This is a genomic window from Streptomyces inhibens (assembly GCF_022221585.1).
In the GTDB taxonomy this organism is placed as follows: Bacteria; Actinomycetota; Actinomycetes; order Streptomycetales; family Streptomycetaceae; genus Streptomyces; species Streptomyces inhibens.
The window spans coordinates 7714987-7738256 of record NZ_CP084681.1 but is presented as its reverse complement, the minus strand read 5'-3'; the positions used below and the strand labels follow the sequence as shown (position 1 = coordinate 7738256).

Here is a 23270-nt window from a genome sequence, read left to right as displayed (position 1 = left end):
TCAGTTGTTCTGCTTTGGAGGGACCCTCGTGCACGCCGTACCCCGTCGTCACCCCGCACGGTTCATACCCGCCCTGGTAGGGGCTGCCGGACTGCTGACCGCATGCGGGGGAGGCGCCACATCGTCGAAGGCGGACCAGCCCGCGGCCAAGGTGACCGTCACCCCGGCCGCCGGCAACAAGTCGGCCAAGCTCGGCTCGGCGATATCCGTGCGGGCCGACGGCGGAAAGCTCACCTCGGTCGAGGTCAAGGACGACAAGGGCGGCAAGGTCACCGGGCGGCTCGCCGGTGACGGCACGTCATGGACGTCGGACGGCAAGGTCGGGCCGGGGACCACCTACACCGTGCGGACCAAGGCGAAGTCGACGCAGGGCAAGGAATCCTCCGGCACCTCGGTGTTCACCACGGAGCAGGCCGACAAGGTCAACAAGCTCACGAACACCCCGGGCGGCGGACAGACCGTCGGCACCGGAATGCCGATATCGATCCTCTTCGACCACCCGATAGCCAAGGACCGGCGCGCGGAAATCGAGAAGGCGCTGAAGGTCACCACCCAGCCGAAGGTCACCGGCGCCTGGGGCTGGGTCAAGGATTACTCCGGCAAGGACCGGATCGACTGGCGCCCCAAGGACTACTGGCCCACCGGCACCAAGGTCTCCGTGAACGGCGCGCTGTCCGGGATCGATTCCGGCGCCGAGGGCGGCTGGTTCGCCCGGGACTACAACTTCGGCTTCAGCATCGGCGCCGACCACAAGGCCGTCATCGATGTGCCCTCGCACACCCTGACGATGTATGAGAACGGCAAGAACGTCGGCACCATCACCGGCTCCGCGGGCTCCCCGCAGGACCCGACCCGCGGCGGTGTGCACACCGTACGCAGCAAGAACGCGGCCGAGACGATGGACTCCGCCACCATCGGCCATGGCAGCGAGTGGATGCTGGACTCGAAGTGGGTCACCCACCTGACGGCGTCCGGGACGTTCTTGCACTCCGCCCCGTGGAACAAGTCGATCGGTGTGGTCAACAACAGCCACGGCTGCTTCGGCATGACCACCTCGGACGCCAAGAAGGCCTACGACTTCCTGACGATCGGCTCCACGGTCGAGGTGAAGAACACCAGCAACCCCAACAAGACCGATGTGGGCAACGGCCTGGAGGTCTGGCAGGAGAGCTGGCCGCAGTGGCAGCAGCGCAGCGCGCTGCACCGGTAAGCGGGCGGCGGGTGCTCATCGGCGTCGTCTGCGAGGCTCCCGGCGACGGGTGAGCAGCAGGAAGACGGTGGCCAGGATGGTGACGGCCTGGGCGAGGACGGTGAGTTTCTTGTCGTCGGTCAAGGTCGGTTCGTACATGTTCGGCACCGGCCCCAGCCGGCCGACGTCCACGTAGGTGTAGAGCAGCAGCAGCGCGAGTCCGCCGGTCGCCACGAGCCAGGCGAAGGTGTCGGCCGCCGGCCTGCGCCAGACCAGGACGAGCAGGGCGGCGAGCGCGGCCAGCGCGGCCTCGACACGGAAGAGCATGCCCTGGCTGAGGGTCGCCGTGACCGCGTCGTACTGGCCGGCGAGACGAGCGTGGACATAGGCGTCCACGGCCAGGCCGGCCGCCGCCAGCAGCCGTGCGGCACCGCGGGCGACCCGGCCGGCCCGCCCGTGCGCCGGTACGGAGTTCTCTGGTGGCACGGCTTCTCCAAGCGCCGCGACGGGCAGCGGTATGCGGGCGTACGGGTCAGCGGACGGTGAGCGAGCCCTTCATGTACGGGTGGATCGTGCAGATGTAGCGGTAACGGCCGGGCTTGGCGGGGGCGGTGAAGGTGACGGTCCTGCCCGGCCCGATGCTGCCGCTGCCGAAGGCCTTCGGGCCGGTGGCCGTCACATCGTGTGTCGCGGAGTCCTGGTTGACCACGGTGACCCTGGCGCCGGGCCGGACGGTCAGGGCGGCCGGCTTGAAGGTGAAGTCCTTGATGGTGATGCGCGCACCGGCGGGTGAAGCGGCGCCGGGGCCCCCGGTGGTGGGGGTGTGGGAGCGCGCGGGGGCGGTTCCTCCGTCGCCGCCCGAGCAGCCGGTCAGCGCCGCCAGGAAGACGGCCGAGGCGGCCACGACGAGCCGCACGGGGCCGGAGCCGCGGGGGCGGTGGCGAGGCGGACGGGGCATGTCAGTAGCCGCCACCGGTACTGGGAGTGCTGCTCGGCGTGGCGCTCCGCGGGGCCTTCACGATCTTGTTGCCGTTGACGTCGAGGACGAACCACTTGCCGCCGGAATCGTCGATGCCCTGACCGTGGGTGTCCCCCGGCTTCTTGTCGTCGTCGAAGTAGTAGAGGGGGTGGTGGTTGTAGGTGACTTCCTTGGTGCCGTCGTCGCGGGTGGTGGTGCCCAGCAGGTCGCTCCGCACCCCGCCGGCGGCCTTCGGCGCGTGGGTCACGAACATCGGTGGCCACTCCTTCGCGCACCCGCCGTAACAGGTCGACCTGCTGGTCCTGTCCGCCTCGAAGAGGTAGAGCGTCCGGCCCCGACCGTCCACCAGGATCGTGCCGAGGGGACCGGAGCGGGCCGTGACCGTCCACGCCGCGGCGGACGGGGACGCCGACGGCGCGGCACTCGTGCGGGTGGGGCTGGGGGTCGGCGGCTTCGACGGCGCGGAGCCGCCACCGTTGTCCGAGCAGCCGCCGACCGCCGTGGTGATCACGGCGACCGTGGCCGCGGCGACGAGCGTTGCGGCGGTCTTCCTCATCGGCGTACGTCTCCTTCGGTCCGGCCGTCCACCCGCCCCGTACGGTGCGGAACGGCAACAACGCCGTCCCTGGCGGGCCGCCCACCTCACTAGACCGCAGGCGCCGCCACCCGGCCATCCGGGCGGCGGCGTTCGGCGTACACGGCGCCGGCCGTCCGCGCTCAGCGGATCTCGTTCGCCGTACGGCGGTAGGTGGAGCGCCGGTCCTCGATGTCGGCCCAGCGGTCGCCGTAGACGTTCTCGGTGATGACCGGCTCGCGCAGGAAGTCGTGCGGGAAACCCAGCTCCACCGCGCTGGAGCGGTCGAGCCGCGCGAGAGCGTCGGCGTCCAGCTCGACATCGACGGCGGCGAGGTTGTCGGCGAGCTGGCTCTCCTTGGTGGCGCCGATGATCGGGATGATGTTGCCGGGCCGGCTCCGCAGCCAGGCCAGCGCCACCTGCGCCGGGCTCCAACCGCCCTGTTCGGCGATCTCCAGGACCGCGGTGACGGTCCCCTCCTCGTTGTGGTCCTGGGTGTTCCCGTTGACGCTGTCCAGCCGGCCCGGCTCGCCACGGCGGTACTTGCCGGTGAGCTTGCCCGCCGCGAGCGGGGCCCAGGCCAGCACCGCGAGGTCGAAGGCGCGGGCCTGCGGGAGCAGTTCGCGCTCCGGCGTCCGCTCCAGCAGGTTGTAGCGCAGCTGCGAGCCCGCGAACGCGGTCCAGCCGCGCAGCTCGGCGAGGGTGTTGGCCTGCGCGATCTCCCAGGCCGGCCAGTCGGAGACACCGAGGTAGAGCACCTTGCCGGACCGCACCAGGTCGTCGAGCGCCCGCATGACCTCCTCGACCGGGGTGAAGTTGTCCCGGGCGTGCACCCACAGCACATCGAGGTGGTCGGTGCGCAGCCGCGCAAGGCTCGCCTCCACCGACCGGACCAGGTTCTTGCGGTGGTTGCCCGCCGCGTTCACATCGCCCTTGCGGGTCGCGCAGGTGTACTTGCTGGCCAGGACGAAGCTGTCCCGGCGGCCTTCGAGCAGTTCCCCCAGGATCCGCTCCGAGGCACCGCCGGTGTAGTTGTTGGCGGTGTCGATGAAGTTGCCGCCCGCGTCCGCGTAGGCGTCCAGGATCCGGGCGCTGGTGTCCCTGCCGGCGCCCCAGCCCCCTTCGTCGCCGATGGTCATGGCACCCAGGCTCAGCTCACTCACCCGCAGGCCGGTCTTGCCGAACAGTGTGTAGCGCAAGGCGTTCCCTTCGTTTCCTTCGCTCAGCTCGTGCACTCACGCTAGGAGCTGGAGCGCTCTCCAACGCAAGACGTGCCGTCGCGGGTGACCAAGTCACAGGTGAGGGCCTAGGCTGGCCGGTGCAACTGGTTCGCCCTGCCATCCGGGTAGGCGCGTCGTAAGAGGGAACCCGGTGGAAATCCGGGACTGCCCCGCAGCGGTGAGTGGGAACGACCGCCGTCATACGCACTGGATCCGGCCGGGTCCGGGAAGCGACGGCCAGTAGGTGTCCGCCCTTGGCGGATGTGCCCGCGAGTCCGAAGACCTGCCAGTGCCCCCGCGCCACCGGTGCGCGGGGCGATCTCGGTGACCTCGAGGGCGGGTCGGCGGACACATCAGGCGGCACGGGCGGCGAGAGCGCACCGTGTTCCGCCCGGTTTGCCGTCCCTTCGCGTCCTTGACCCGTCCCGAGGTCACATGGAGACACGCTCGCGAAGGAGAGTTCCGTGACCAGCACATCCGCAGCCGCGGCCGTACGGGCCACCGTGCACGGCTACCCCCGGCAGGGGCAGCACCGCGAACTGAAGAAGGCGATCGAGGGCTACTGGAAGGGCCGCGTCAGCGCCGATGCCCTCCGGAGCACCGCCGCCGAACTGCGCCGCGGCAATTGGCGGCAGCTCGCCGAGGCCGGTATCACCGAGGTGCCGACCGGCGACTTCTCGTATTACGACCATGTCCTGGACACCAGCGTGATGGTCGGCGCGATCCCGGCCCGGCACCGTGCCGCGGTCGCCGCCGACCCGTTGGACGGCTACTTCGCGATGGCCCGCGGCACACAGGAGGTGGCGCCGCTGGAGATGACCAAGTGGTTCGACACCAACTACCACTATCTCGTACCTGAGTTGGGGCCGGACACGGTCTTTGTCGCGGACTCCGCCAAGCAGGTCGGCGAGCTGACGGAGGCACAGGGGCTCGGTCTGGCCGCGCGGCCGGTGCTGGTCGGGCCGGTCAGCTATCTCCTGCTGGCCAAGCCCGCGCCCGGCGTCGCGGCCGGCTTCGACCCGCTGACGCTGCTCGACCGGCTGCTGCCCGTCTACGCCGAGGTGCTCGCCGATCTGCGGGCGGCCGGCGCCGACTGGGCGCAGCTGGACGAGCCGGCGCTGGTGCAGGACCGCTCCCCCGCCGTGCTGAACGCCGCGGCCCGCGCCTACCGTGACCTCGGCAGGCTCACCGACCGCCCGCGGCTGCTGATCGCCTCGTACTTCGACCGTCTGGGCGAGGCCCTGCCGGTGCTGGCCAAGGCACCGGTCGACGGACTGGCGCTGGACTTCACCGGCGCCGCTGCCGCCAACCTCAAGGATCTCGCGGCGGTCGGCGGGCTGCCCGGCAAGCGGCTGGTCGCCGGTGTCGTCAACGGCCGCAATGTGTGGATCAACAACTTCGAGCGGTCGCTGGCCACCCTGGGCACGCTGCTCGGCCTCGCCGACCGGGTCGATGTGTCGTCCTCGTGCTCGCTGCTGCATGTCCCGCTGGACGCCACCACCGAGCACGAGATCGACCCGCAGGTCGCCCGCTGGCTGTCCTTCGCCCGGCAGAAGACCACGGAGATCGTCACACTGGCGCGCGGACTGGCGCAGGGTACCGACAGCATCTCGGCCGAACTCATCGCCAATCGCGCCGACTTGGTGTCCCGGGCCGAATCCGCGCTGACCCATGACCCGGCGGTACGCGCCCGCGCCGCGGCCGTCACCGACGCCGACGGCCGCCGCTCCCGGCCGTACGCCGAGCGGGCCGTCGCCCAGCGCGCGCATCTGGGGCTGCCGCTGCTGCCGACCACCACCATCGGCTCGTTCCCGCAGACGGCCGAACTGCGCACCGCCCGCGCCGATCTGCGGGCCGGGCGGATCGGCACCGCGGCGTACGAGGAGCGGATCTCGGCCGAGATCCGCGAGGTCCTCGCCTTCCAGGAGAAGGCCGGTATCGATGTGCTGGTGCACGGTGAGCCGGAGCGCAACGACATGGTCCAGTACTTCGCCGAGCAGCTGACCGGCTATCTCGCCACACAGCACGGCTGGGTGCAGTCCTACGGCACCCGCTACGTCCGGCCGCCGATCCTGGCCGGGGACATCTCCCGTCCCGAGCCGATGACGGTGCGCTGGACCCGCTACGCCCAGTCGCTCACCGACCGGCCGGTCAAGGGCATGCTCACCGGCCCGGTCACCATGCTCGCCTGGTCCTTCGTCCGTGACGACCAGCCGCTCGGCGACACCGCCCGTCAGGTGGCGCTCGCCCTCCGCGACGAGGTGAACGACCTTGAGGCGGCGGGGAGTTCGGTGATCCAGGTCGATGAGCCGGCACTGCGCGAGACGCTGCCGCTGCGCGCCGACGGCCATGCGGAGTATCTGGCCTGGGCCACCGAGGCGTTCCGCCTCACCACCGGCGGGGTGCGTCCGGACACCCAGATCCACACGCATATGTGCTACGCGGAGTTCGGCGACATCCTCCGGGCCATCGACGATCTCGATGCCGATGTGATCAGTCTGGAGGCGGCCCGCTCCCATATGCAGGTCGCCGGGGAGCTGGCCACTGCCGGCTATCCGCGCGAGGTGGGGCCGGGGGTCTATGACATCCACTCCCCGCGCGTACCGAGCGTTGACGAGGCAACGACCCTGCTGCGCAAGGGACTTGACGCCATCCCCGCCGAGCGGCTGTGGGTCAACCCCGACTGCGGTCTGAAGACCCGCGGCTGGCCCGAGGTGCGGGCCGCCCTGGAGAACCTGGTCGCGGCGGCCCGCGAGGTCCGCGGCGGCCTGCCGGGCGCGGATTCCTGAGGTGACGGGGCCGGTACCCGACGCGCGGGTACCGGCCCCGGCCCTTCGGCCGTCGCCGCGCTCACGGACGTCCACGGACGCGGTCGGCAACGTCGGGGAGGCCGCGCAGCGGGTGACCGTGCCGGCCCGCGCCTGTCGCGCGGGCCGGTCCGGACCGTCAGCCGGTGATGATCGCCGGGTCGCTCACGCCCGGCCTGCCGTTCTCGACATGGCCGGCGAACCGGCGCAGGAAGGTGCTGTCCATGTCGCAGGTGACCGACACGTCGTACCAGCGCTTGCTGGCGCGCAGGTCCACCGGGTGCTTGACGGTGGCGCCCGCACGGACGGTGAAGGTCTCGCGCGCGCCGCCGTAGGCGTGGGTGAGGGTGAGGTGGCAGTCGGTGCTGCCGGGGTTGGTCATGGTGAGTTCGATGCGGCCGGCTATCGCGTCGTGCCGGGCGGTGACCTCGGGGCCGGTCTTGCCGCCGGCGCCCTTGAAGGTGCGCAGGAAGCCGTTCGGGCCGAAGACGGACAGATCGTAGGTGCCGTTGGAGTAGGACGTGTTCCAGGTGTCGGAGATCTTCTTGCCGGCCTCCGTGGTGTACGTCCAGGGGCCGTCGGTGCGGTTGCCCGCGGTGACGGTGAAGCAGGCGCCGGCGTTGTCGCCGCCGCTGAAGGTCAGCGTGTAGCGCCCGGTGGAGGGGGTTGCGGCCCCGTCGACCAGCGGTGCGTACGGCAGCGGGCGGGACGGCCGGGAGCCGGGCTCCTGCTTGGGCAGGACGGGGTTGGCGGGCGGCTTCGGTACGTAGCTGTCGTGGCGGTCCTTGTCCGGCGGCTGGTAGCCGTCGGTGTCCGGGAGGGTCGCCGGCTTGGTGTTCTCCAGGCTGAAGTCGAAGGCGGAGGTCAGGTCGCCGACGATGGCGCGTCGCCAGGGCGAGATGTTCGGCTCGTGCACACCGAAGCGGCGCTCCATGAACCGGATGATGGAGGTGTGGTCGAAGACCTCGGAACAGACGAAGCCGCCGGTGCTCCAGGGGGAGACGACGAGCATGGGGACGCGCTGGCCGAGGCCGTAGGGGCCGGCGGAGTAGCTCGCGTCGCCGTTGAAGTAGTCGAGCTTGGTGTCCACGGTGGACAGACCCCGGTCGGCGGAGGACGGCGGGAACGGCGGGACGATGTGGTCGAAGTAGCCGTCGTTCTCGTCGTAGGTGATGAACAGGGCGGTCTTGCTCCACACCTCGGGGTTGGAGGTGAGCGCGTCCAGCACCTGGGAGACGTACCAGGCGCCGTAGTTGGCGGGCCAGTTGGGGTGCTCGGAGAAGGCCTCGGGGGCGGCGATCCAGGAGACCTGGGGGAGCTTGCCGGCCTTCACATCGGCCTTGAGCAGGTCGAAGTAGCCGTCGCCCTGCTTGGCGTTGGTGCCGGTGCGGGCCTTGTCGTAGAGCGGGTCGCCGGGCTTGGCGTTGCGGTACTGGTTGAAGAAGAGCAGCGAGTTGTCGCCGTAGTTGCCGCGGTAGGCGTCGTCGATCCAGCCCCACTTGCCGTTCGCGTCCAGACCGTCACCGATGTCCTGGTAGACCTTCCAGGAGATACCGGCCTTCTCCAGACGCTCCGGGTACGTGGTCCAGCTGTACCCCAGCTCCTGGTTGCCGAGGACCGGGCCGCCGCCCGAGCCGTCGTTGCCGACGTGGCCCGAGAACATGTAGTAGCGGTTGGGGTCGGTCGCCCCCATGAACGAGCAGTGGTACGCGTCGCAGACGGTGAACGCGTCGGCGAGCCCGTAGTGGAACGGTATGTCCTTACGGGTCAGGTAGGCCATCGTCCCGGCGGACTTGGCGGGGATCCAGTTGTCGTACTTGCCGTTGTTCCAGGCCTTGTGGCCGCCCGCCCAGTCGTGGTCGAGGCCCTCGATGAACTGCATACCGAGGTCCTCGGCATCCGGGTGGTAGGGCAGCACCTCCTTGTTGCCGTCCGGCTGGTGCCAGACGGACTTCCCGCTCTCCAGGATGACCGGGCGCGGGTCGCCGAAACCGCGTACGCCCTTGAGCGAGCCGAAGTAGTGATCGAAGGAACGGTTCTCCTGCATCAGCACGACGACGTGCTCGATGTCCTTGATGGAGCCGGAGCGTCGCTTGGCGGGGATGGCTGCGGCACGGGCGATGCTGCTCGACAGGGCCGAGACACCCGCGGTGGCGCCGGCGATCTGGAGGAAACGCCGCCGATTCAGTTCAGGCATGAGTGTGGAAACCTCTTGAAGTGTGGGGCAGTTCGCGGACGGGGAGCGGTGCCGTGGGGTCGGGTAGGGGTTTGTGCGGAAACCACGGTCAGCAGAGTGTTCCAAGAGCAACGAGCGACAGGGAAGGGGGGGTGTCGCACGTGTGACATATCGCGGTACGCGTGGCGAACTCCCTGGTCGGGACCGAAGAGAGCGGTGGGCCGACGGCCGTCCCGGCCCCGGCGGGCGGGGACGGCCACCGGAGCCCTCAGCCCACCGCCACCTTCAGCCCGGCGGGCGGTGCCAGCCGGCCCGTGCGGTGCATCGTGTACAGGGCGGCGCTGCAGGCCAGCCCCAGTGCCGGGAGGGCGATCCAGGGCAGGGCGGGCAGACCCGCCGACCGGGAGGCGTCCAGGGCGGCGCCGGTGAGCAGATTGCCGAGCGTGATGCCGATGCCGCAGAGGGTGTTGTAGAGCCCGTAGTGGGTGGCGACCAGGCGGTCACCGGAGAGCCGGACGATGGTGTCCATTTCGAACGGGTAGGTGATCATCGTGCCGATCGCGAGCAGCAGCGCACAGAGCGCGGGCGGTACGGCCGCGAGCGCCCAGCGGCCGGGGCCCCCGTCCGGCACCGGCAGCGCCGTGGCCGCCAGCAGCGGCACGAACGCCAGGCCCATGGTCAACAGGCCCCAGGCGAGGGCGCGGCCGGCTGCCATCCGGGCCTTGCACCATCGGGTCACCCGGGTCTGGCCCAGGATCGTGCTCAGCCCGGACACCGCGAACAGCACCGCCACCGCCGCCGTACCGAACTCCCCCTCGCCGCCCAGCCGCCGTACCTCCAGCGGCAGCGCCAGATAGACCTGGAAGGACAGCACATACGAGCCGATCATGGCGCCCGAGAACAGCAGGAACGGCCGGTTGGCGAGCACGACCCGCCACTGGGACAGCACCCCCGTCGTCCGGCCGCCGCCGTCCCCGCACGCCGGCAGGGCGCGGATCTGCACGATGCTCAGCAGCGCGAAGATTCCCGCCGAAACCAGGCAGGTGACCCGGAAGTTGACTCCGGTCAGCACCATGCCCACCAGCGGGCCGAGCAGGATCCCCGCCTGGTAGAAGACGTTGAACAGCGCGAACGCCTCCAGCCTGCGCTCCCCCGCCGCGGCGGCCAGATACGCCCGGACCGCCGGGTTGAACAGCGCCCCGGCCAGCCCGGTGGCCGCGGACGCCGCCAGCAGCGCGGGCAGCGTGTCCACCAGCCCGAGCATCGCGAAACCGAGCGTGCGCAGCACACAGCCCGCGACGATCAGCGGCTTGTAACCGAACCGGTCGGCGAGCGTGCCGCCGACCAGGAACATCCCCTGCTGGCTGAAGTTACGGACCCCCAGGACCAGTCCGACCAGCCAGCCGGCCAGGCCCAACGTCCCGGACAGATGCGCGGCCAGATACGGCATCAGCATGTAGAAGCCGAGGTTGATGGTGAACTGATTGGCCATCAGCAGCTGGACACTGCGCTCGTAGGAACGGACCTGCGTGAGCATGCCTTTCACCGGACCTCCCGCACGGAGTCGGCGGGCGCGACGGTGAGCGCACCGGCGGGAGCGGGGCCGGCCGACTCGGACAGGCCGAGCGGATCGACGACCGCGGCGCACCGGCTCCAGGCGGTGACCTCCCGCTCCCCCAGGCTGCCGAGGGTCTCCGGCGCATCCGCCGGCGGCGCGTCGAGCAGCCCATGGGCGGCGCAGAAGTCGTCGTCGTACACCGTGCTCAGATAGCGCTGCGGTCCGTCCGGGAAGACGGCCGCGATACGGGTGCCGGCCGGCTGGGTGCGGCTCAGCCAGCCGGCGACCAGGGCTACCGCGCCGACGCTCCAGCCGCCGGTGGCGTAGTGCGAGGACGCCAACTGGCGGCAGGTCCACACCGCTTCGCCCGGTGCGACCCAGTGCACCTCGCTGAACTGGTCGTAGGCGACATTGCGCGGATAGATGCTCGAACCCAGCCCGCGCATCAGCCGGGTGCGGGCGGGCTGTCCGAAGATGGTCGAGCCGATGGTGTCGACGCCGACGAGCCGCAGCTCCGGGTAGAGCTGGCGCAGCACCCGGGACACGCCTGCGGAGTGCCCGCCGGTGCCCACACTGCACACCAGGACATCGATATGGCCCAGCTGGGAGGCGAGTTCGAGCGCCAGCGGCAGATAGGCGGTGGTGTTGTCGGGGTTGTTGTACTGGTCCGGGCACCACGAGCCGGGGTGCGCGGCGAGCAGCTGGGTCACCCGGTCGCGGCGGGCCTGCTGCCAGCCGCCGGACGGATGCGGCTCGGGGACCGGCTCGACCTGTGCGCCGTAGGCGGTCAGCAGCCGGGTCATCGACGGCTCCAGACCCGGGTCGGTGACCAGGCTGACCGGATGGCCGTACACCATCCCGGCGAGCGCCAGACCGAGGCCCAGCGTGCCGCTGGTGGATTCGATGATCCGGGCGCCGGGCCGCAACTCACCGCGGGCGCGGGCACGTTCGACCATGTGGAGGCCCGGACGGTCCTTGATGCCGCCGGGGTTGCGGCCTTCGAGTTTCGCCCAGAAGCCGCGACCGGGCGGGGTGAGCGGCTCGGAGATGTGCAGAACCGGGGTGTTGCCGACCAGGCCGGGGATACCGGCGGCGTGGGCGGGGCCCGGGGTCGGGGCATCGGGGAGATCGGGGGAGACGGAGCCGGCGGTCGTGGGGAGAGAGTGCATGATTCGCTCTCGTTCGGTGTGTGGGGTGGACGGAGGAGCTCATCTCGCGTCGGCCGGGGTGGCCGGGCGCGACCGCGGGCTCCTATATCCGGCACCTACAGAGGGCGGCGAGGGTGGACCGGCCGCTGCGCACCGGTCTGTGCCAAGGGACCCCGCCGCCCGCGGTCGCCCGCCGGGCCGCGGCGATGCGCACGGCTCCCCCGAGGACGGCAGGCGCGCCGGGCCCCGCCGCCTCCGCGGTCGGCCGCCCCTGCGGGATGTGGCCGGACGGCCCGGACACACACTCGGGGTCGACGTGCCCGCCGCCCTCCTCCGCCGACGCTGCGGCCACGGGCGCGACCCGCACCGACGAGGCCGCCGCCGGGCCGGCCGCATGGTGATGCCCCTCGGCACCGTCGAAGCACGGCAACGCCGCCGACAACAGGCCGACGACAAGGAGCAGAGCGAGCGTCAAGGAGCAGCGACGGGAAGGGGAAGAGGACGGGGCGCCACCACGGAAGTGGCGGTAACGGGAAGGGGCGCCACCACGGAAACGGAACGGAATGCGCAACAGGACGCGGAACGGCACGGGTCCTCCGTGAGACTGCCGCCGCGCCGTGCGGGGCACGCACGCGGGCAGGCGAAATCAGCAGGGGGTGATCCGGAATTGGCCGGAAATCTAGACCTGCTGAATGACGGAGCCCGCTGTGCTTCTCAGTGGAGGAAGGGCGGCGGAGGCGCCGTCGGGTGCCCCGGAACGGACCGGCATCGGCGCGCTCCGGGAGGAGCCCGCCACGGGCGTGACGCACGGAAGCGCCACTGCGGCGCCCTGTTGCGGCGGGGCCGACACACACAGCTCGTCGGAGTGGTGCCCGGGGTGGCCGGGGTGCCCTGGATGCTCTGGATGCTCGGTGTGACCGCTGTCCTCGGGAGCGAGCCAGCCACCGGAGTCCGCGGCGGCAGCCGAGGAAGCCGCGACCGGCACGGCGCTCACCAGATGGCCCTCGGCGCTCTCCGCCCGCGCGCCGTGCGCGACCAGCACGCTGATCAGCAACGCGGCCAGCCACAGCAGACGAAACGGAACCGCTGAACCGCGGTTCCGTTGCATGCCGTTGATCGACCGAGCCGTTGCCATGCCGTGATCGTAACCGCGGTGGGCGGCCGTTGCCGGTATCCCGCCGCCCGGCAGACGGATATCAGCCTGTTGGCGAGGCGTAACGTGGGTGCGTGTGCACGCCTCGCCGCCCTCGGGGAGGGTGTGTCAAACGGGCATCAGACGAGCGACACGGCGGACGACGCCGGGGCGGTATCGGCGGTGGCCTCGGGCCTGAGCTCGACGAGCGGCTCGACCGGTACGGCCGGCGGCACCGCGGGCTGGCCCTTCGCGTCGGGCACGCTGCGCAGCGGGGTGCGGCTGGTCAGCGGGCTCTTGCGGGCCGCCTCGACACGTCGGGTGAACCAGATGACCTTGCCGTCCGGAGTGCCGCAGGTGCCCCAACTGTCGCTCAGCGCCGCCACTCTGGAGAGCCCGCCGCCACCGGCGCTCGACAGCTTCGGCAGCCGTGGACCCTCGTCGGCGACGGAGGCCGTGAGGTGGCGGCCGGTCCAGCGGAGTTCGACGACGCACCGGGCCTCCGGGCCGATATGGCGATGGACGTTGATCAGGAGTTCTGCCACTCCCCGGCATACGGGCGGGATATGCAGCTCAAGATTCCAATACCGCAGATGCGCGGCCAGGATCCGCCGGATCTGCGGCACACGCTCCGCCGAAGCATGCAGTTCGACCGTGTAGTGCCGGTCGCTGGGAAGTGTCATGTCGTGGCTCCTCACCGCGAGGCTCACGCCCTTCACCTCGTTGGACCAACGAACCCCGAACACGAAGAGTGAGCAATAATCACGTATGGGTCATTTGTCATGGTGACCCCGTGGCGCGGGATCCGCAACAGATCTTGAGCCGCCGGAGCCCCGGAAACCCGCCCGGCCGCCCGCCTCACAGGTGCCGCAGCACCTTGTCCGGAGTGAGCGGCAGATCGCGCAGCCGGACCCCGGTGGCGTGCCGTACGGCGTTGCCGATGGCCGCCGCGGTGCCGACGATGCCGATCTCACCGATCCCCTTGCTGCCCATGGGGTTGAGGTGCGGATCCTCCTCGTCGAGCCAGTACGCCTCGATCAGCGGGACATCCGCGCAGGCCGGCACGTGGTAGGAGGCCAGATCGCATTCGGCGAAGTCGCCGAATGCGGGGTCCAGACCGCTGCCCTCCATGAGCGCCATCCCCAGCCCCATGGTCATACCGCCGATGAACTGGGAGCGCGCCGTACGGGAGTTGAGGATCCGGCCGGCCGCGTACACACCCAGCATGCGGCGCACCCGGATCTCTCCGGTGGCGGTGTCGACCTGGACCTCGGCGAAGGTGGCCCCGAAGGAGTGCCGGGAGTACGGGGACTGCTCGGCCGTCTCCTCGCGGGTGTCCGCGGCGACCGTCAGCCCTTCGGCCGGTAGCGGCCCGTGGTGCTCGCGCAGCCGCGCCACCAGCTGCGTACAGGCCTTGTGGACCACCCAGCCCCAGGACCCGGTGCCCGCGGAGCCGCCGGCCAGGAACGCGGGCGGCAGATCGCTGCTGCCGATCTCGATCCGGATCCGGTCCTCGGGGACGTTCAGCGCGGCCGCGGCGATCTGTACGAGGACGGTGCGGGCTCCGGTGCCGATATCGGTGGCGTTCACCCGGATGCGGTAGCTGCCGTCGGCGTCGGCGTGCGCCTCGGCGTCGGAGGCGACGATCAGGACGGGGTAGGTGGCGGCCGCGACGCCGGTGCCCAGCAGCAGATCGCCCTGGCGGCGTACGGCCGGACGCGGGTCCCGGGGCAGCCAGCCGAAGCGCTCGGCGCCTTCCCGCAGACAGTCGACGAGGTGCCGGCTGCTGAAGGGGCGGTCACTGTCCGGCTCGGTGTCCGGTTCGTTGCGCATCCGCAGTTCGACGGGGTCGATGTCCAGGAGGACGGCGAGTTCGTCGACGGCCGACTCCAAGGCGTACATCCCGGGGGCCTCGCCTGGAGCACGCATCCACGAGGGGCTCGGTACGTCGAGCGGGACGACGCGGTGCACGGTGCGGCTGTTCGGCGAGGTGTACATGATGCGGGCCGGGACCGCGGCCTGCTCGACGAACTCCTTGACGGTGGAGGTGTGGGTGGCGATCTCGTGCGAGAGGGCGGTGATCACACCGTCATCGCGCGCGCCGAGGCGGACCCGCTGGACGGTGGGCGCGCGATGGCCGACGACCGCGGGCATCTCGCGGCGCGGCAGGGACACCTTGACCGGGCGCCCGATGTGGCGCGCGGCCATCGCGGCCAGCACGGCCTGGGGGCGCGGCGTCCCCTTGGAGCCGAAGCCGCCGCCGACATGCTCGGAGACCACGGTGACCTCGTCCTTGTCCAGCTTGAACAGCGCGGCGAGGTCCTCGCACACCCGGGTGGAGCCCTGGCTGGAGTCATGGACGGTGAGATGGCCGTCGGTCCACCGGGCGGTGGAGGCGTGCGGTTCCATGGGGTGGTTGTGCAGCGGGGGCACGGTGTAGGTGGCGTCGACGGTGACGGGCGCGGCGGCGAACGCCCCCTCGAAGTCGCCACGTTCCCGGGTTCCCGGGTAGCCGCCGTTGGCCGTCTCCGGCTCGTACAGGCGCGGATGGTCGGCACTCAGCCCTACGTCGTGCTCGCCGGTCTCGTAGGTGACGCGGACGACCTCGGCGGCGGCGCGGGCGGCTTCGAGACTGTCGGCGACGGCGAGCGCGACATACCAGCCGCGGTGCGGTACCCGGTCCTCCTGGAGCACCGAGAGCGTCGGGTCGTCGATGGCCGCGAGGCGGGGCGCGTTCTCATGGGTCAGCACCGCGCACACCCCCGGCAGCGCGAGGGCCTCGGCGGTGTCCACGGCGGTGATCCGGCCCCGGGCGACGGTCGCGGGTACCGGCCAGCCGTAGGCGCAGCCCGGCGGGGTGTGTTCGGCGGCGTAACGGGCGGTGCCGGTCACCTTCTCCCGGCCTTCCCGGCGGACGAGCGGGGCGCCCAGGGGGTGCGGGTGGGGGCCGAGCGGGAACGGGTCGGGGCTCATGGCGCGCGTCCTTGGGTCGGGGGCGAGGGGTCGGGTACTGCCGGTGTCCGGACGTCGTCAACTACGGGCGGCCCGGTCCGCCAGATCGGCGAGCACGCCGACGGCGAGATTCCGGGCCAGCGGGACCTTGAAACCGTTGTCGCGCAGCGGCCGGGCGGCGGCGAGTTCGGCGTCGGCGGCGCGGGCGAAGGTCTCCTCGGTGGCGGGCGCGCCGTACAGCACCTCCTCGGCCGCACGGGCCCGCCACGGCCGGTGCGCAAGCCCGCCGAAGGCCAGCGCCGCATGCCGGACGACGCCGTCCCGCACTTCCAGTACGGCGCCGACGGAGACGAGCGCAAAGGCGAACGAGGCGCGGTCGCGGGCCTTGCGGTAGCGCGAGTACATGCCGGGGCCCGCCGGCGGAAGCTGAACGGAGGTGACCAGTTCGCCGGCCCCGATCACGGTGTCCCGCTCCGGCTTGTCGCCGGGCAGCCGGTGGAACTCGGCCGCCGCCACCGTGCGTTCGCCATCGGGGCCGTGCAGGTGAACGGTGGCGTCGAGGGCGGCCAGCGCGACCGCCATGTCCGACGGCTGGGTGGCCACACAGTGCTCGGAGTGGCCCAGTACGGCGAGATCGCGATGGGCACCGTCACGTGCCGGACAGCCGGTGCCCGGTTCACGTTTGTTGCAGGGCTTGGAAGTGTCCTGGAAATACAGACAGCGGGTGCGCTGCAGCAGATTGCCGCCGGTGGTCGCGGTGTTCCGCAGCTGCCCCGAAGCGCCGGCCAGCAGCGCCTGCGACAGCACGGGGTAGCGGTCGCGTACGGGGGCGGCCGCGGCGAGTTCGCTGTTGCGGACCATCGCACCGATCCGCAGTCCGCCGTCCGGCAGCTCCTCGATACGGTCGAGCGGCAGCCGGGTGACGTCGATGAGCAGCCGCGGCGTCTCCACGCCCAGCTTCATCAGATCGACGAGATTGGTGCCACCGCCGAGAAAACGGGCCTCGGGCTGCCCGGCAGCGGCCCGTACCGCCTCGCCGATGCTCGCCGCCCGCACATATCCGAACGGCTTCATGACGCCACCCCCTGGCCGGCCGGTCCGCCGCTCGTCCAACTGGCCGTACCGGCCCTGGCGCTGACGTCCCCGACCGCTTCGACGATCCGGGGATACGCGCCGCAGCGGCACAGATTTCCGCTCATCCGCTCGCGGATCTCATCGTCGGTGAGCTCGACCGGAGCCCCGGAGCCGGTGCCGGGCGGGGTGACATACGACGGAAAGCCGTCCGCCGCCTCCGCCAGCACCCCGACGGCCGAACAGATCTGGCCCGGGGTGCAGTAGCCGCACTGCAGGGCGTCCCGCTCCAGGAAGGCCTCCTGCAGGGGGTGCATCCGCTCCCCCTCGGCCAGGCCCTCGACGGTGGTGATCCGCCGTCCGTCCTGCGCCACGGCCAGCAGCAGACAGCTGTTGGCGCGCCGCCCGTCGACGAGCACCGTGCAGGCGCCGCACTGCCCGTGATCGCAGCCCTTCTTGGCACCGGTGAGACCGAGGTCCTCACGGAGCACGTCCAGGACTGTGGCCCGGTGATCCAGGGTCAGCGTGTGCGGCTTCCCGTTGACATACAGAACCAGCTCGGAGCACTGATCGCTCACCGACCGGCTGCCACCGGCGTCCGCCGGCTGATGCGTGGACTCCACTCGCTCATACCTTTCCGAATCCGGGCTTGGGGTGGGGTGGGGTGGGGTGGGGTGGGGCTGTTGTTGCCGCCGTGCGCTATTGGTGCCGACCGCGCGGCGTTATTGCCGACTGGGCCGCGCCGTTGTTGCCGGCCCGCGCCGTTGCTGCGGGCCCGCGCCGTTGCTGCGGGCCCGCGCCGTTGCTGCGGGCCCGCGCCGTTGCTGCGGGCCCGCGCCGTTGCTGCGGGCCCGCGCCGTTGCTTCGGCTGCGCCTTTTGTTTTTTCCCCGCCGCCCACCCCCCTTCGGGGGGGGTGGGCGGGTGTAGTGATGCGGGTGCGGGTGCTGCTGGGGGCGGGTGTAGTGATGCGGGGCCGGTGTGGGTGTAGTGGCCCCATACGGCGAGGCCGGTCCGGTGGCCCGTATCGAGGGGGCTGGTCCGGTGACGCCGTACCGAGGGGGCTGGTCCGGTGACGCCGTACCGAAGGGGCCGGTCCGGTGACGCCGTACCGAGGGGCCGGTCCGGTGACGCCGTACCGAGGGGCCGGGCAGTGGCAGCCGTACCGCGGGGGCTCGGGCCGTGGCACCCGCGCCGCTCGTCGTTACCGGGATTCCAGCCGTAGTTCGACCTCCTTCTCCTGGTCGCCGGCCGCCATGCCGAGGACGTGCACCGCGAACGCGGGCTCCAGGGCCTTGCACAGCTGGTCGACCGCCCAGTAGCCGCCCTGGAGGCTGACCATGACGGGCGCGGTCAGCCGCCGGGGCTCGGCCTTTCCCTTGAGGTCGCTGACGTCGAAGGTCGAGGTCCACACGGTCGATCCCGCCCCGGCCACCTCCTCGGGCACGTCGTCGGCGGCCCGGTCGGAGCTGAAGGAGGTACGCAGCGCGCTGAAGACGGCGTGCGCGTCCTGCGTCGCACAGCTCTCCAGCTCCACCACCACCTCGGCCGATACATGTTCCGCGTGTGACGCCTGTTCCGCGCTGTTCACTGTGGGGCCTTCCTCTGTGGGCCTTCCTCCGGGAGCCGAACGCTTCCAGGCTCGCCCCACGGCCCGGTGTGTGCGACCGGAGGCTCGAACGAGTGGTTTGAACGGGCGCTACGGCACAGCGCCATGCGATGGAGTTACTGTCTGTAATCAGTGCGAGCGCTCGGTAACCGAAGGGCCTTGCACCGCTTTGCACCGCAGCGACCGCGACCTCATCAGGAGTCCACGTTGACCAGCGCCGCCACCGTCGATCAGAAGGCCACCGGCTACAGCGTCCGCCATGCGCTCTGCATGGCGCGCGCCGCCGCGCTCGCCTACAAGGACGAAGAGACCATCGATGTCACCGTCCGTGACTGGGGCTTCGACCGGGTGCGCCACCACCACACCCGGTTCCGCCCACCGTTCCCGCTGGAGGACACCCAGGCGTACACCCTCGGCGGCCGCAACATGATCATCACTGGCTTCCGGGGTACGGAGCCGACGAATCTGCGCGACTGGCTGTCCGACGCCACGACGCCGCCGTGGCCCGGCCCCGGCGGCAAGGGGTACATCCACTACGGCTTCGGCGAGGCGCTGGAAGCCGTCTGGCCGCAGGTCCGCGCCGCGGTCGACGAGTTCCGCGACAACGGTCAGACGGTGTGGTTCACCGGCCACAGCCTCGGCGGGGCGCTGGCGATGCTGGCCGGCGCCTGGCTGCACTTCGAAGAGCCGCATGTGACCGCCAACGGTGTGTACACCTTCGGCCAGCCGCGCACCTGTGACCGGCTGCTGTCCCAGGAGTTCAACACGGCCTTCTCGGATCGCATGTACCGCTTCGTGAACAACAACGACATCGTGCCCCATCTCCCCCCGGAGCCCGCCTTCCACCATGTCTCGGCGCTGCGCTACATCGATTCCAAGGGCGCCATCCACAACACCATGCCGGTGCTCAGCGGCCTGTTCGACCACGCCAAGGGCCTCACCGCCGACGTCCTTGCACCCGCCTCCGACGGCGTCCGCGATCACTTCATGGACGCGTATGTCAACGCGTTGGAGACGAATCTGAACTGACGGCTGCCGAGCCGCTCCGCCCCCCGACGACCCTGCAACCGTCGCCCCGGCCCGGCGGCCCTGCAACCGCCGCCCCGGCCCGGCGGCCCTCGCCCCGGCCCGGCGGCCCTCGCCCCGGCCCGGCAGCCCTCGCCCCGGTCAGGTGGCCGTCATCCCGGTCAGGTGGCCGTTGGCCGTTATCCCGGTCAGGTGGCCGTTGGCCGTCATCCCGGTCAGGTGGCCGTTGGCCGTCATCCCGGTCAGGTGGCCGTGGTCCCCGTCAGATCGGCTGGGTGAGGTTGACCGCGTTGCCGTCCGGGTCCTCGATGTGGGCGACCCTGTGGCCCCACGGCATGTCGTTGGCCGGGCCGAGCACCTTGCCGCCGAGGGGCGCGACACGGTCCAGGAGCTGGTCCACGTCCTTGACGACGATGCTGAGCAGGATCCGGGTCGGGGTGCCGGTCGCGACGCCCTTGTCCGCGACGATGCCCAGCTCCGAGTCGCCGAGCCGTAGCCCGAGGAAGAAGACCGGACCCTCCTCCGGCACACGGGTGAATTCCTCGGCGCCGAGCAGGTCGCGGTAGAAGGCCTGGAGCCGGTCGACGTCAGGGGTGACGATCACCGGCTGGATGGCGGCGGGGGCGGCTGGTGTGGTGGCAGACATGGTGTCCTCCGGTTGCGGGGCCTATGGGGTCGGTGAGGTAGACCGCGCACGGGGCGCTGATTCATCGGTCGGGGTGGGCGACGGTGAACCGGGGTGGGAGGCGGTGAAGGTGACATCGGCGGCTTGGGCGATGATCTCGACCTCGTCTCCCAGAGCCCATTCCGCGGCGCGGGACGACATCGCTGCCGGGACGACATCGCTGATACCGGACGCCGCGGGGATGTCGTAGGTGGCATGCGCGTCGTGCGGCAGGACGACGCGGAAGTCGCGGGCCAGGGCCGTGCGGGCGGTCGCACTGACGCACATCTCGGAGAGCACCCCGCAGATGGCCAGCTCCTCGACACCGGCGTCGGTGAGCAGAGCACCCAGCGGGGTGCCCTCGAAGCCATCGTCCTCCGTCTTGCGGATCACGGCCTCGCGGGGCCCCGGCTCGACGGGCAGGTGGAGCTCCCAGCCGGGGGTGTGCGGCTCGTCGACGGTTCCGGGCGCGCCGTCGTTCTGCAGATGTACGACGAGGGCTCCGGCGGCGCGGGCCCGGGTGAGCAGGCCGCGGCTCCGGTCGAGCACCCGCGCCGCGTCGGGCACCGCCTCGTCGCCCGCGACGAAGGCCGACTGGAGGTCGACGAGGAGAAGGGCCTCGACGGGTTGAACGGGATGGACGGGCTCGGCGGAGCCGATGGGGCCGACGGGACCCACGACGGGGCCGATCGGGTTCACGGCCGCGGTCGCCGCCCCTGTCGCTGCCCCTGTCGCTGCCCCTGTCGCTGTCCCTGTCGCTGTCCCTGTCCCTGTCCCTGTTCCTGTCGCCGTCGCCGACTTCGTCGTGGTCCCGGTCCCTGTCGCCGTCGCGGACTTCGTCGTGGTCCCGGTCTCGTTGTCGCCCGTGCCGGAGGTGTCGGCCATGCCGGAGGTGTCACCCATGCCGGCGGTATCGGTCTCGCTCGTGGTCATGGTGACCATGGTGCGCGCCTCGCCAGCCGTTGATCATCGGCCGCGGCCGAATCAGGCCACCGAACCGAACCCGACCGCCCGACCGGCCGCCCGCCCCGACCGCCCGCCCCGGCCGGTCCACCCCGCCCCGGTCCCATCCACCGCACCCCGCCCGCCCCACCCTCACCAGTCGTGCACAGACCCGTCCCGCAACCGGTTCACGGGGCGAGGGCGTGCCGGTGCGCCGCCGGTCCTGTCCGGACACGCGCCGCTGAGCCGTCCGGCTCACATTGTTGCCACGGCATCGACGTGGACGGATCATCCCGTACGGGACGACGTACGCGCGTACGGACGTTCCGGCGCACGGATGACCGCACACGGACGACGCGAGGAGACACCGTGGAACGAGCCACCGTCAACGGCCACTGCGCCCCGGGCTTCGCACGCGTACGGGAAGCCTTCGAGCGGAACTTCAGCGTGCACGGCGATGTCGGCGCGGCGGTCACGGTGACCGTGGACGGCGAGGCGGTGGTCGACCTGTGGGGCGGCCATACGGACGCGGCCGGGACCCGGGCCTGGGAGCACGACACGCTCGTCAATGTCTACTCGACGTCCAAGGGGATGACCGCGCTGTGCGCCCATCTCCTCGCGGACCGCGGCGAGTTGGACCTCGATGCGCCGGTGGCCCGCTACTGGCCGGAGTTCGCGCAGGCCGGCAAGCAGGACATACCCGTGCGCTGGCTGCTCAGCCACCGCGCCGGCCTGATCGCACCCCGGGAGCCGCTGTCCGCGGGGCGCGCCTACGACTGGGACCATGTCTGCGCCACCCTGGCGGCCACCGAGCCGTGGTGGGAGCCGGGCACCGCGCAGGGCTATCACGCGGTGACCTTCGGCTACCTCGTCGGCGAGGTCGTACGGCGGATCACCGGGCAGTCCCTCGGTGCGTTCCTGCGCAGCGAGATCACCGAACCGCTGGGCGCGCGGGTGTTCATCGGCACGCCCGCCGAGGAGCACGCCCACTGTGCGGACATGGTCGGGCAGCTGGACGAGGCGCGGATCGCCGAGCGGTTCCCGGGTGTGCCCAAGCCGCCGTTCCGGTCGCTCTCGGACCATCCGCTGGCGACCGTGATGCTGGCGCTGACGTACATCCCCACCGGCGATGTCAACAGCGCCGCCTACCGCTCGGCGGAGATCCCGGCGGGCAATGCGCATGCCTCCGCCCATGGGCTGGCGACGGTGTACGGCGCGCTGGCCGGCGGCAAGCTCGTCGGCCCCGGCACCCTGGAGGCGATGCGCCGGTCGCAGAGCCTGCCGGGCGAGCGCGATCTGGCCATCGACGCGCTCGCCCCCGCCGGCTACGAGCACCGCTGGGGCCTTGGCTACATGCTCAACCACCAGAGGCATTCGGGGCCCAACCCGCGGGCGTTCGGGCACGGCGGCGCGGGCGGCTCGTGGGCCTTCGCGGATCCGGAGAACCGGCTGTCGTACGCGTACGCCATGAACAAGTACGGCGGTGGCACGACGGGCGACGACCCGCGCAACAGCGGCCTGGTCACGGCGGTGTACGAGTCCTTGGCCCGGGCCCGCGGCTGAGGCCCGGGCTGCCTACGGAGCGGCCGCTTCGGGCGGCGGCGCCGGCCTCGGGGCGAGTGGAGGCTCGCCCGCGGCGTCGGTGAGGGCGCGCAGCGAGTCGATCAGCCCGGCGCGCCGATCGGCCGGCAGCCGGGCCACGATCTTGGCGATCTCCGCATGCCGGTCGCCGAGCACCCGCTCGACGAGATCGCGGCCCTTCGCCGTCAGGCTCAGTACGACCTCTCGCCGGTTGCCGGGATTGGCCTGCCGGACGACGCTGCCGGCCGCCTCCAGCCGGTCCACCATCCGCATCGCGGTGGACGGATTGACGCCCAGGGCGCCGGCCAGCGAGGCGAGCTTGACCGGGCCCTGACTGTCCAGCACCACCAGGGCCCGCAGCTGGGGCAGGGTGAGGGAGGGCTCTGTCCGGGCGAGCGCCCGGACAGAGATGCCGACCAGCAGCCGGGAGGCGGTCAGCACGGCGGCGATGACCTCCTCGACATCGTGGTCGAGATCCTCGCCGGGAGCGGCCGCCCCGGCCGGCCGCGGTGCGCCGTGCGCGTCGTGCCCCATGGCGCCTTTATACCCGGTGACGGCATCGTGCCTGGTGGCAGGCCCTGTCGGCGGCCGTCGGCGGTCCGGAAATCTCCCGCCCGCGATCTCCCTTGCACGGCGCAATAATG

At 71.5% G+C, this 23270-nt stretch carries 21 protein-coding genes and 1 riboswitch; of the genes, 4 read left to right on the top strand and 17 right to left on the bottom strand.

The window, feature by feature from the left end:
* Positions 1-28: 28 nt before the first annotated feature.
* The gene (locus KI385_RS34705; RefSeq protein WP_238576004.1) at positions 29-1210 is read left to right on the top strand and encodes a L,D-transpeptidase; all 1182 of its coding nucleotides are present in this window, start codon (positions 29-31) and stop codon (positions 1208-1210) included.
* A gap of 15 nt (positions 1211-1225) precedes the next feature.
* Here KI385_RS34705 and KI385_RS34700 read toward each other — a convergent pair whose 3' ends face one another.
* The 4 genes from KI385_RS34700 to KI385_RS34685 form a co-directional block, all read right to left on the bottom strand.
* Positions 1226-1675: a hypothetical protein gene (locus tag KI385_RS34700; protein WP_238576003.1), complete on the bottom strand. Its 450-nt coding sequence runs from the start codon at positions 1673-1675 to the stop codon at positions 1226-1228.
* A 46-nt stretch (positions 1676-1721) separates the two neighbouring features.
* A complete protein-coding gene (locus KI385_RS34695; RefSeq protein WP_238576002.1) occupies positions 1722-2147 on the bottom strand; it encodes a cupredoxin domain-containing protein in 426 nt (141 codons plus the stop codon).
* A 1-nt stretch (position 2148) separates the two neighbouring features.
* Positions 2149-2724 carry a COG4315 family predicted lipoprotein gene (locus tag KI385_RS34690; RefSeq protein WP_238576001.1) on the bottom strand — a complete coding sequence of 192 codons (576 nt, stop codon included), beginning with the start codon at positions 2722-2724 and terminating at the stop codon, positions 2149-2151.
* 161 nt (positions 2725-2885) lie between these two features.
* Positions 2886-3941: an aldo/keto reductase gene (locus tag KI385_RS34685; protein ID WP_238576000.1), complete on the bottom strand. Its 1056-nt coding sequence runs from the start codon at positions 3939-3941 to the stop codon at positions 2886-2888.
* Between the two features lie 108 nt (positions 3942-4049).
* A riboswitch (cobalamin riboswitch) is annotated at positions 4050-4267 on the top strand.
* A gap of 159 nt (positions 4268-4426) precedes the next feature.
* On the opposite strand from KI385_RS34685, the gene metE reads away from it, so the two are divergent.
* Positions 4427-6751, top strand: a complete 2325-nt coding sequence (gene metE / locus KI385_RS34680; RefSeq protein WP_238575999.1) for a 5-methyltetrahydropteroyltriglutamate--homocysteine S-methyltransferase — start codon at positions 4427-4429, stop codon at positions 6749-6751.
* A 157-nt stretch (positions 6752-6908) separates the two neighbouring features.
* Here the strand turns inward: metE and KI385_RS34675 are convergent, their stop codons facing one another.
* The 10 genes from KI385_RS34675 to KI385_RS34630 all read right to left on the bottom strand — a co-directional run bounded on the left by KI385_RS34675 (position 6909) and on the right by KI385_RS34630 (position 18395).
* Positions 6909-8966, bottom strand: a complete 2058-nt coding sequence (locus KI385_RS34675; RefSeq protein WP_238575998.1) for a phosphocholine-specific phospholipase C — start codon at positions 8964-8966, stop codon at positions 6909-6911.
* A 247-nt stretch (positions 8967-9213) separates the two neighbouring features.
* On the bottom strand, positions 9214-10482 hold the full coding sequence (locus KI385_RS34670; protein WP_425357011.1) for an MFS transporter: 1269 nt from the start codon (positions 10480-10482) through the stop codon (positions 9214-9216).
* A gap of 5 nt (positions 10483-10487) precedes the next feature.
* Positions 10488-11672: a PLP-dependent cysteine synthase family protein gene (locus tag KI385_RS34665; protein ID WP_238575996.1), complete on the bottom strand. Its 1185-nt coding sequence runs from the start codon at positions 11670-11672 to the stop codon at positions 10488-10490.
* Positions 11673-11754: 82 nt separating this feature from the next.
* A complete protein-coding gene (locus KI385_RS34660) occupies positions 11755-12126 on the bottom strand; it encodes a hypothetical protein (RefSeq protein ID WP_238575995.1) in 372 nt (123 codons plus the stop codon).
* Positions 12127-12330: 204 nt separating this feature from the next.
* Positions 12331-12786: a hypothetical protein gene (locus tag KI385_RS34655; RefSeq protein WP_238575994.1), complete on the bottom strand. Its 456-nt coding sequence runs from the start codon at positions 12784-12786 to the stop codon at positions 12331-12333.
* Positions 12787-12923: 137 nt separating this feature from the next.
* Positions 12924-13466 (bottom strand): ATP-binding protein, encoded by a 543-nt coding sequence (locus KI385_RS34650; protein WP_238575993.1) that lies wholly within the window; start codon positions 13464-13466, stop codon positions 12924-12926.
* 175 nt (positions 13467-13641) lie between these two features.
* On the bottom strand, positions 13642-15756 hold the full coding sequence (locus KI385_RS34645; RefSeq protein WP_238575992.1) for a xanthine dehydrogenase family protein molybdopterin-binding subunit: 2115 nt from the start codon (positions 15754-15756) through the stop codon (positions 13642-13644).
* 57 nt (positions 15757-15813) lie between these two features.
* Entirely contained in the window at positions 15814-16809 is a 996-nt protein-coding gene (locus tag KI385_RS34640) for an FAD binding domain-containing protein (protein ID WP_238575991.1), read from the bottom strand.
* Positions 16806-17384, bottom strand: coding sequence for a (2Fe-2S)-binding protein (locus tag KI385_RS34635; protein ID WP_238577981.1), 579 nt, complete (start codon positions 17382-17384; stop codon positions 16806-16808). Before KI385_RS34635 ends, KI385_RS34640 begins: the two co-directional genes overlap by 4 nt.
* A 624-nt stretch (positions 17385-18008) precedes the next feature.
* Positions 18009-18395: a hypothetical protein gene (locus tag KI385_RS34630; protein WP_238575990.1), complete on the bottom strand. Its 387-nt coding sequence runs from the start codon at positions 18393-18395 to the stop codon at positions 18009-18011.
* A gap of 225 nt (positions 18396-18620) precedes the next feature.
* Between KI385_RS34630 and KI385_RS34625 the strand changes: the two genes are divergently transcribed.
* Positions 18621-19442, top strand: a complete 822-nt coding sequence (locus KI385_RS34625; protein ID WP_238575989.1) for a lipase family protein — start codon at positions 18621-18623, stop codon at positions 19440-19442.
* Between the two features lie 259 nt (positions 19443-19701).
* Here KI385_RS34625 and KI385_RS34620 read toward each other — a convergent pair whose 3' ends face one another.
* Positions 19702-20085 (bottom strand): VOC family protein, encoded by a 384-nt coding sequence (locus tag KI385_RS34620; protein WP_238575988.1) that lies wholly within the window; start codon positions 20083-20085, stop codon positions 19702-19704.
* A 21-nt stretch (positions 20086-20106) separates the two neighbouring features.
* Entirely contained in the window at positions 20107-20763 is a 657-nt protein-coding gene (locus KI385_RS34615) for an isochorismatase family protein (protein ID WP_238577980.1), read from the bottom strand.
* Between the two features lie 651 nt (positions 20764-21414).
* Here KI385_RS34615 and KI385_RS34610 point away from each other — a divergent pair.
* Complete coding sequence (locus KI385_RS34610) at positions 21415-22608, top strand: serine hydrolase domain-containing protein (RefSeq protein ID WP_238575987.1); 1194 nt, start codon at positions 21415-21417, stop codon at positions 22606-22608.
* 12 nt (positions 22609-22620) lie between these two features.
* On the opposite strand, the gene KI385_RS34605 is transcribed toward KI385_RS34610, so the two are convergent.
* Positions 22621-23160 (bottom strand): MarR family winged helix-turn-helix transcriptional regulator, encoded by a 540-nt coding sequence (locus tag KI385_RS34605; protein ID WP_238575986.1) that lies wholly within the window; start codon positions 23158-23160, stop codon positions 22621-22623.
* Positions 23161-23270: the final 110 nt, after the last annotated feature.

Excerpts from the sequence above, each read along its gene's own strand:
- KI385_RS34695 (WP_238576002.1), bottom strand. The coding sequence starts at position 2,147 with ATGCCCCGTCCGCCTCGCCACCGCCCCCGCGGCTCCGGCCCCGTGCGG.
- KI385_RS34690 (WP_238576001.1), bottom strand. The coding sequence starts at position 2,724 with ATGAGGAAGACCGCCGCAACGCTCGTCGCCGCGGCCACGGTCGCCGTG.
- KI385_RS34675 (WP_238575998.1), bottom strand. The coding sequence starts at position 8,966 with ATGCCTGAACTGAATCGGCGGCGTTTCCTCCAGATCGCCGGCGCCACC.
- KI385_RS34670 (WP_425357011.1), bottom strand. The coding sequence starts at position 10,482 with ATGCTCACGCAGGTCCGTTCCTACGAGCGCAGTGTCCAGCTGCTGATG.
- KI385_RS34665 (WP_238575996.1), bottom strand. The coding sequence starts at position 11,672 with ATGCACTCTCTCCCCACGACCGCCGGCTCCGTCTCCCCCGATCTCCCC.
- KI385_RS34655 (WP_238575994.1), bottom strand. The coding sequence starts at position 12,786 with ATGGCAACGGCTCGGTCGATCAACGGCATGCAACGGAACCGCGGTTCA.
- KI385_RS34650 (WP_238575993.1), bottom strand. The coding sequence starts at position 13,466 with ATGACACTTCCCAGCGACCGGCACTACACGGTCGAACTGCATGCTTCG.
- KI385_RS34645 (WP_238575992.1), bottom strand. The coding sequence starts at position 15,756 with ATGAGCCCCGACCCGTTCCCGCTCGGCCCCCACCCGCACCCCCTGGGC.
- KI385_RS34640 (WP_238575991.1), bottom strand. The coding sequence starts at position 16,809 with ATGAAGCCGTTCGGATATGTGCGGGCGGCGAGCATCGGCGAGGCGGTA.
- KI385_RS34620 (WP_238575988.1), bottom strand. The coding sequence starts at position 20,085 with ATGTCTGCCACCACACCAGCCGCCCCCGCCGCCATCCAGCCGGTGATC.
- KI385_RS34605 (WP_238575986.1), bottom strand. The coding sequence starts at position 23,160 with ATGGGGCACGACGCGCACGGCGCACCGCGGCCGGCCGGGGCGGCCGCT.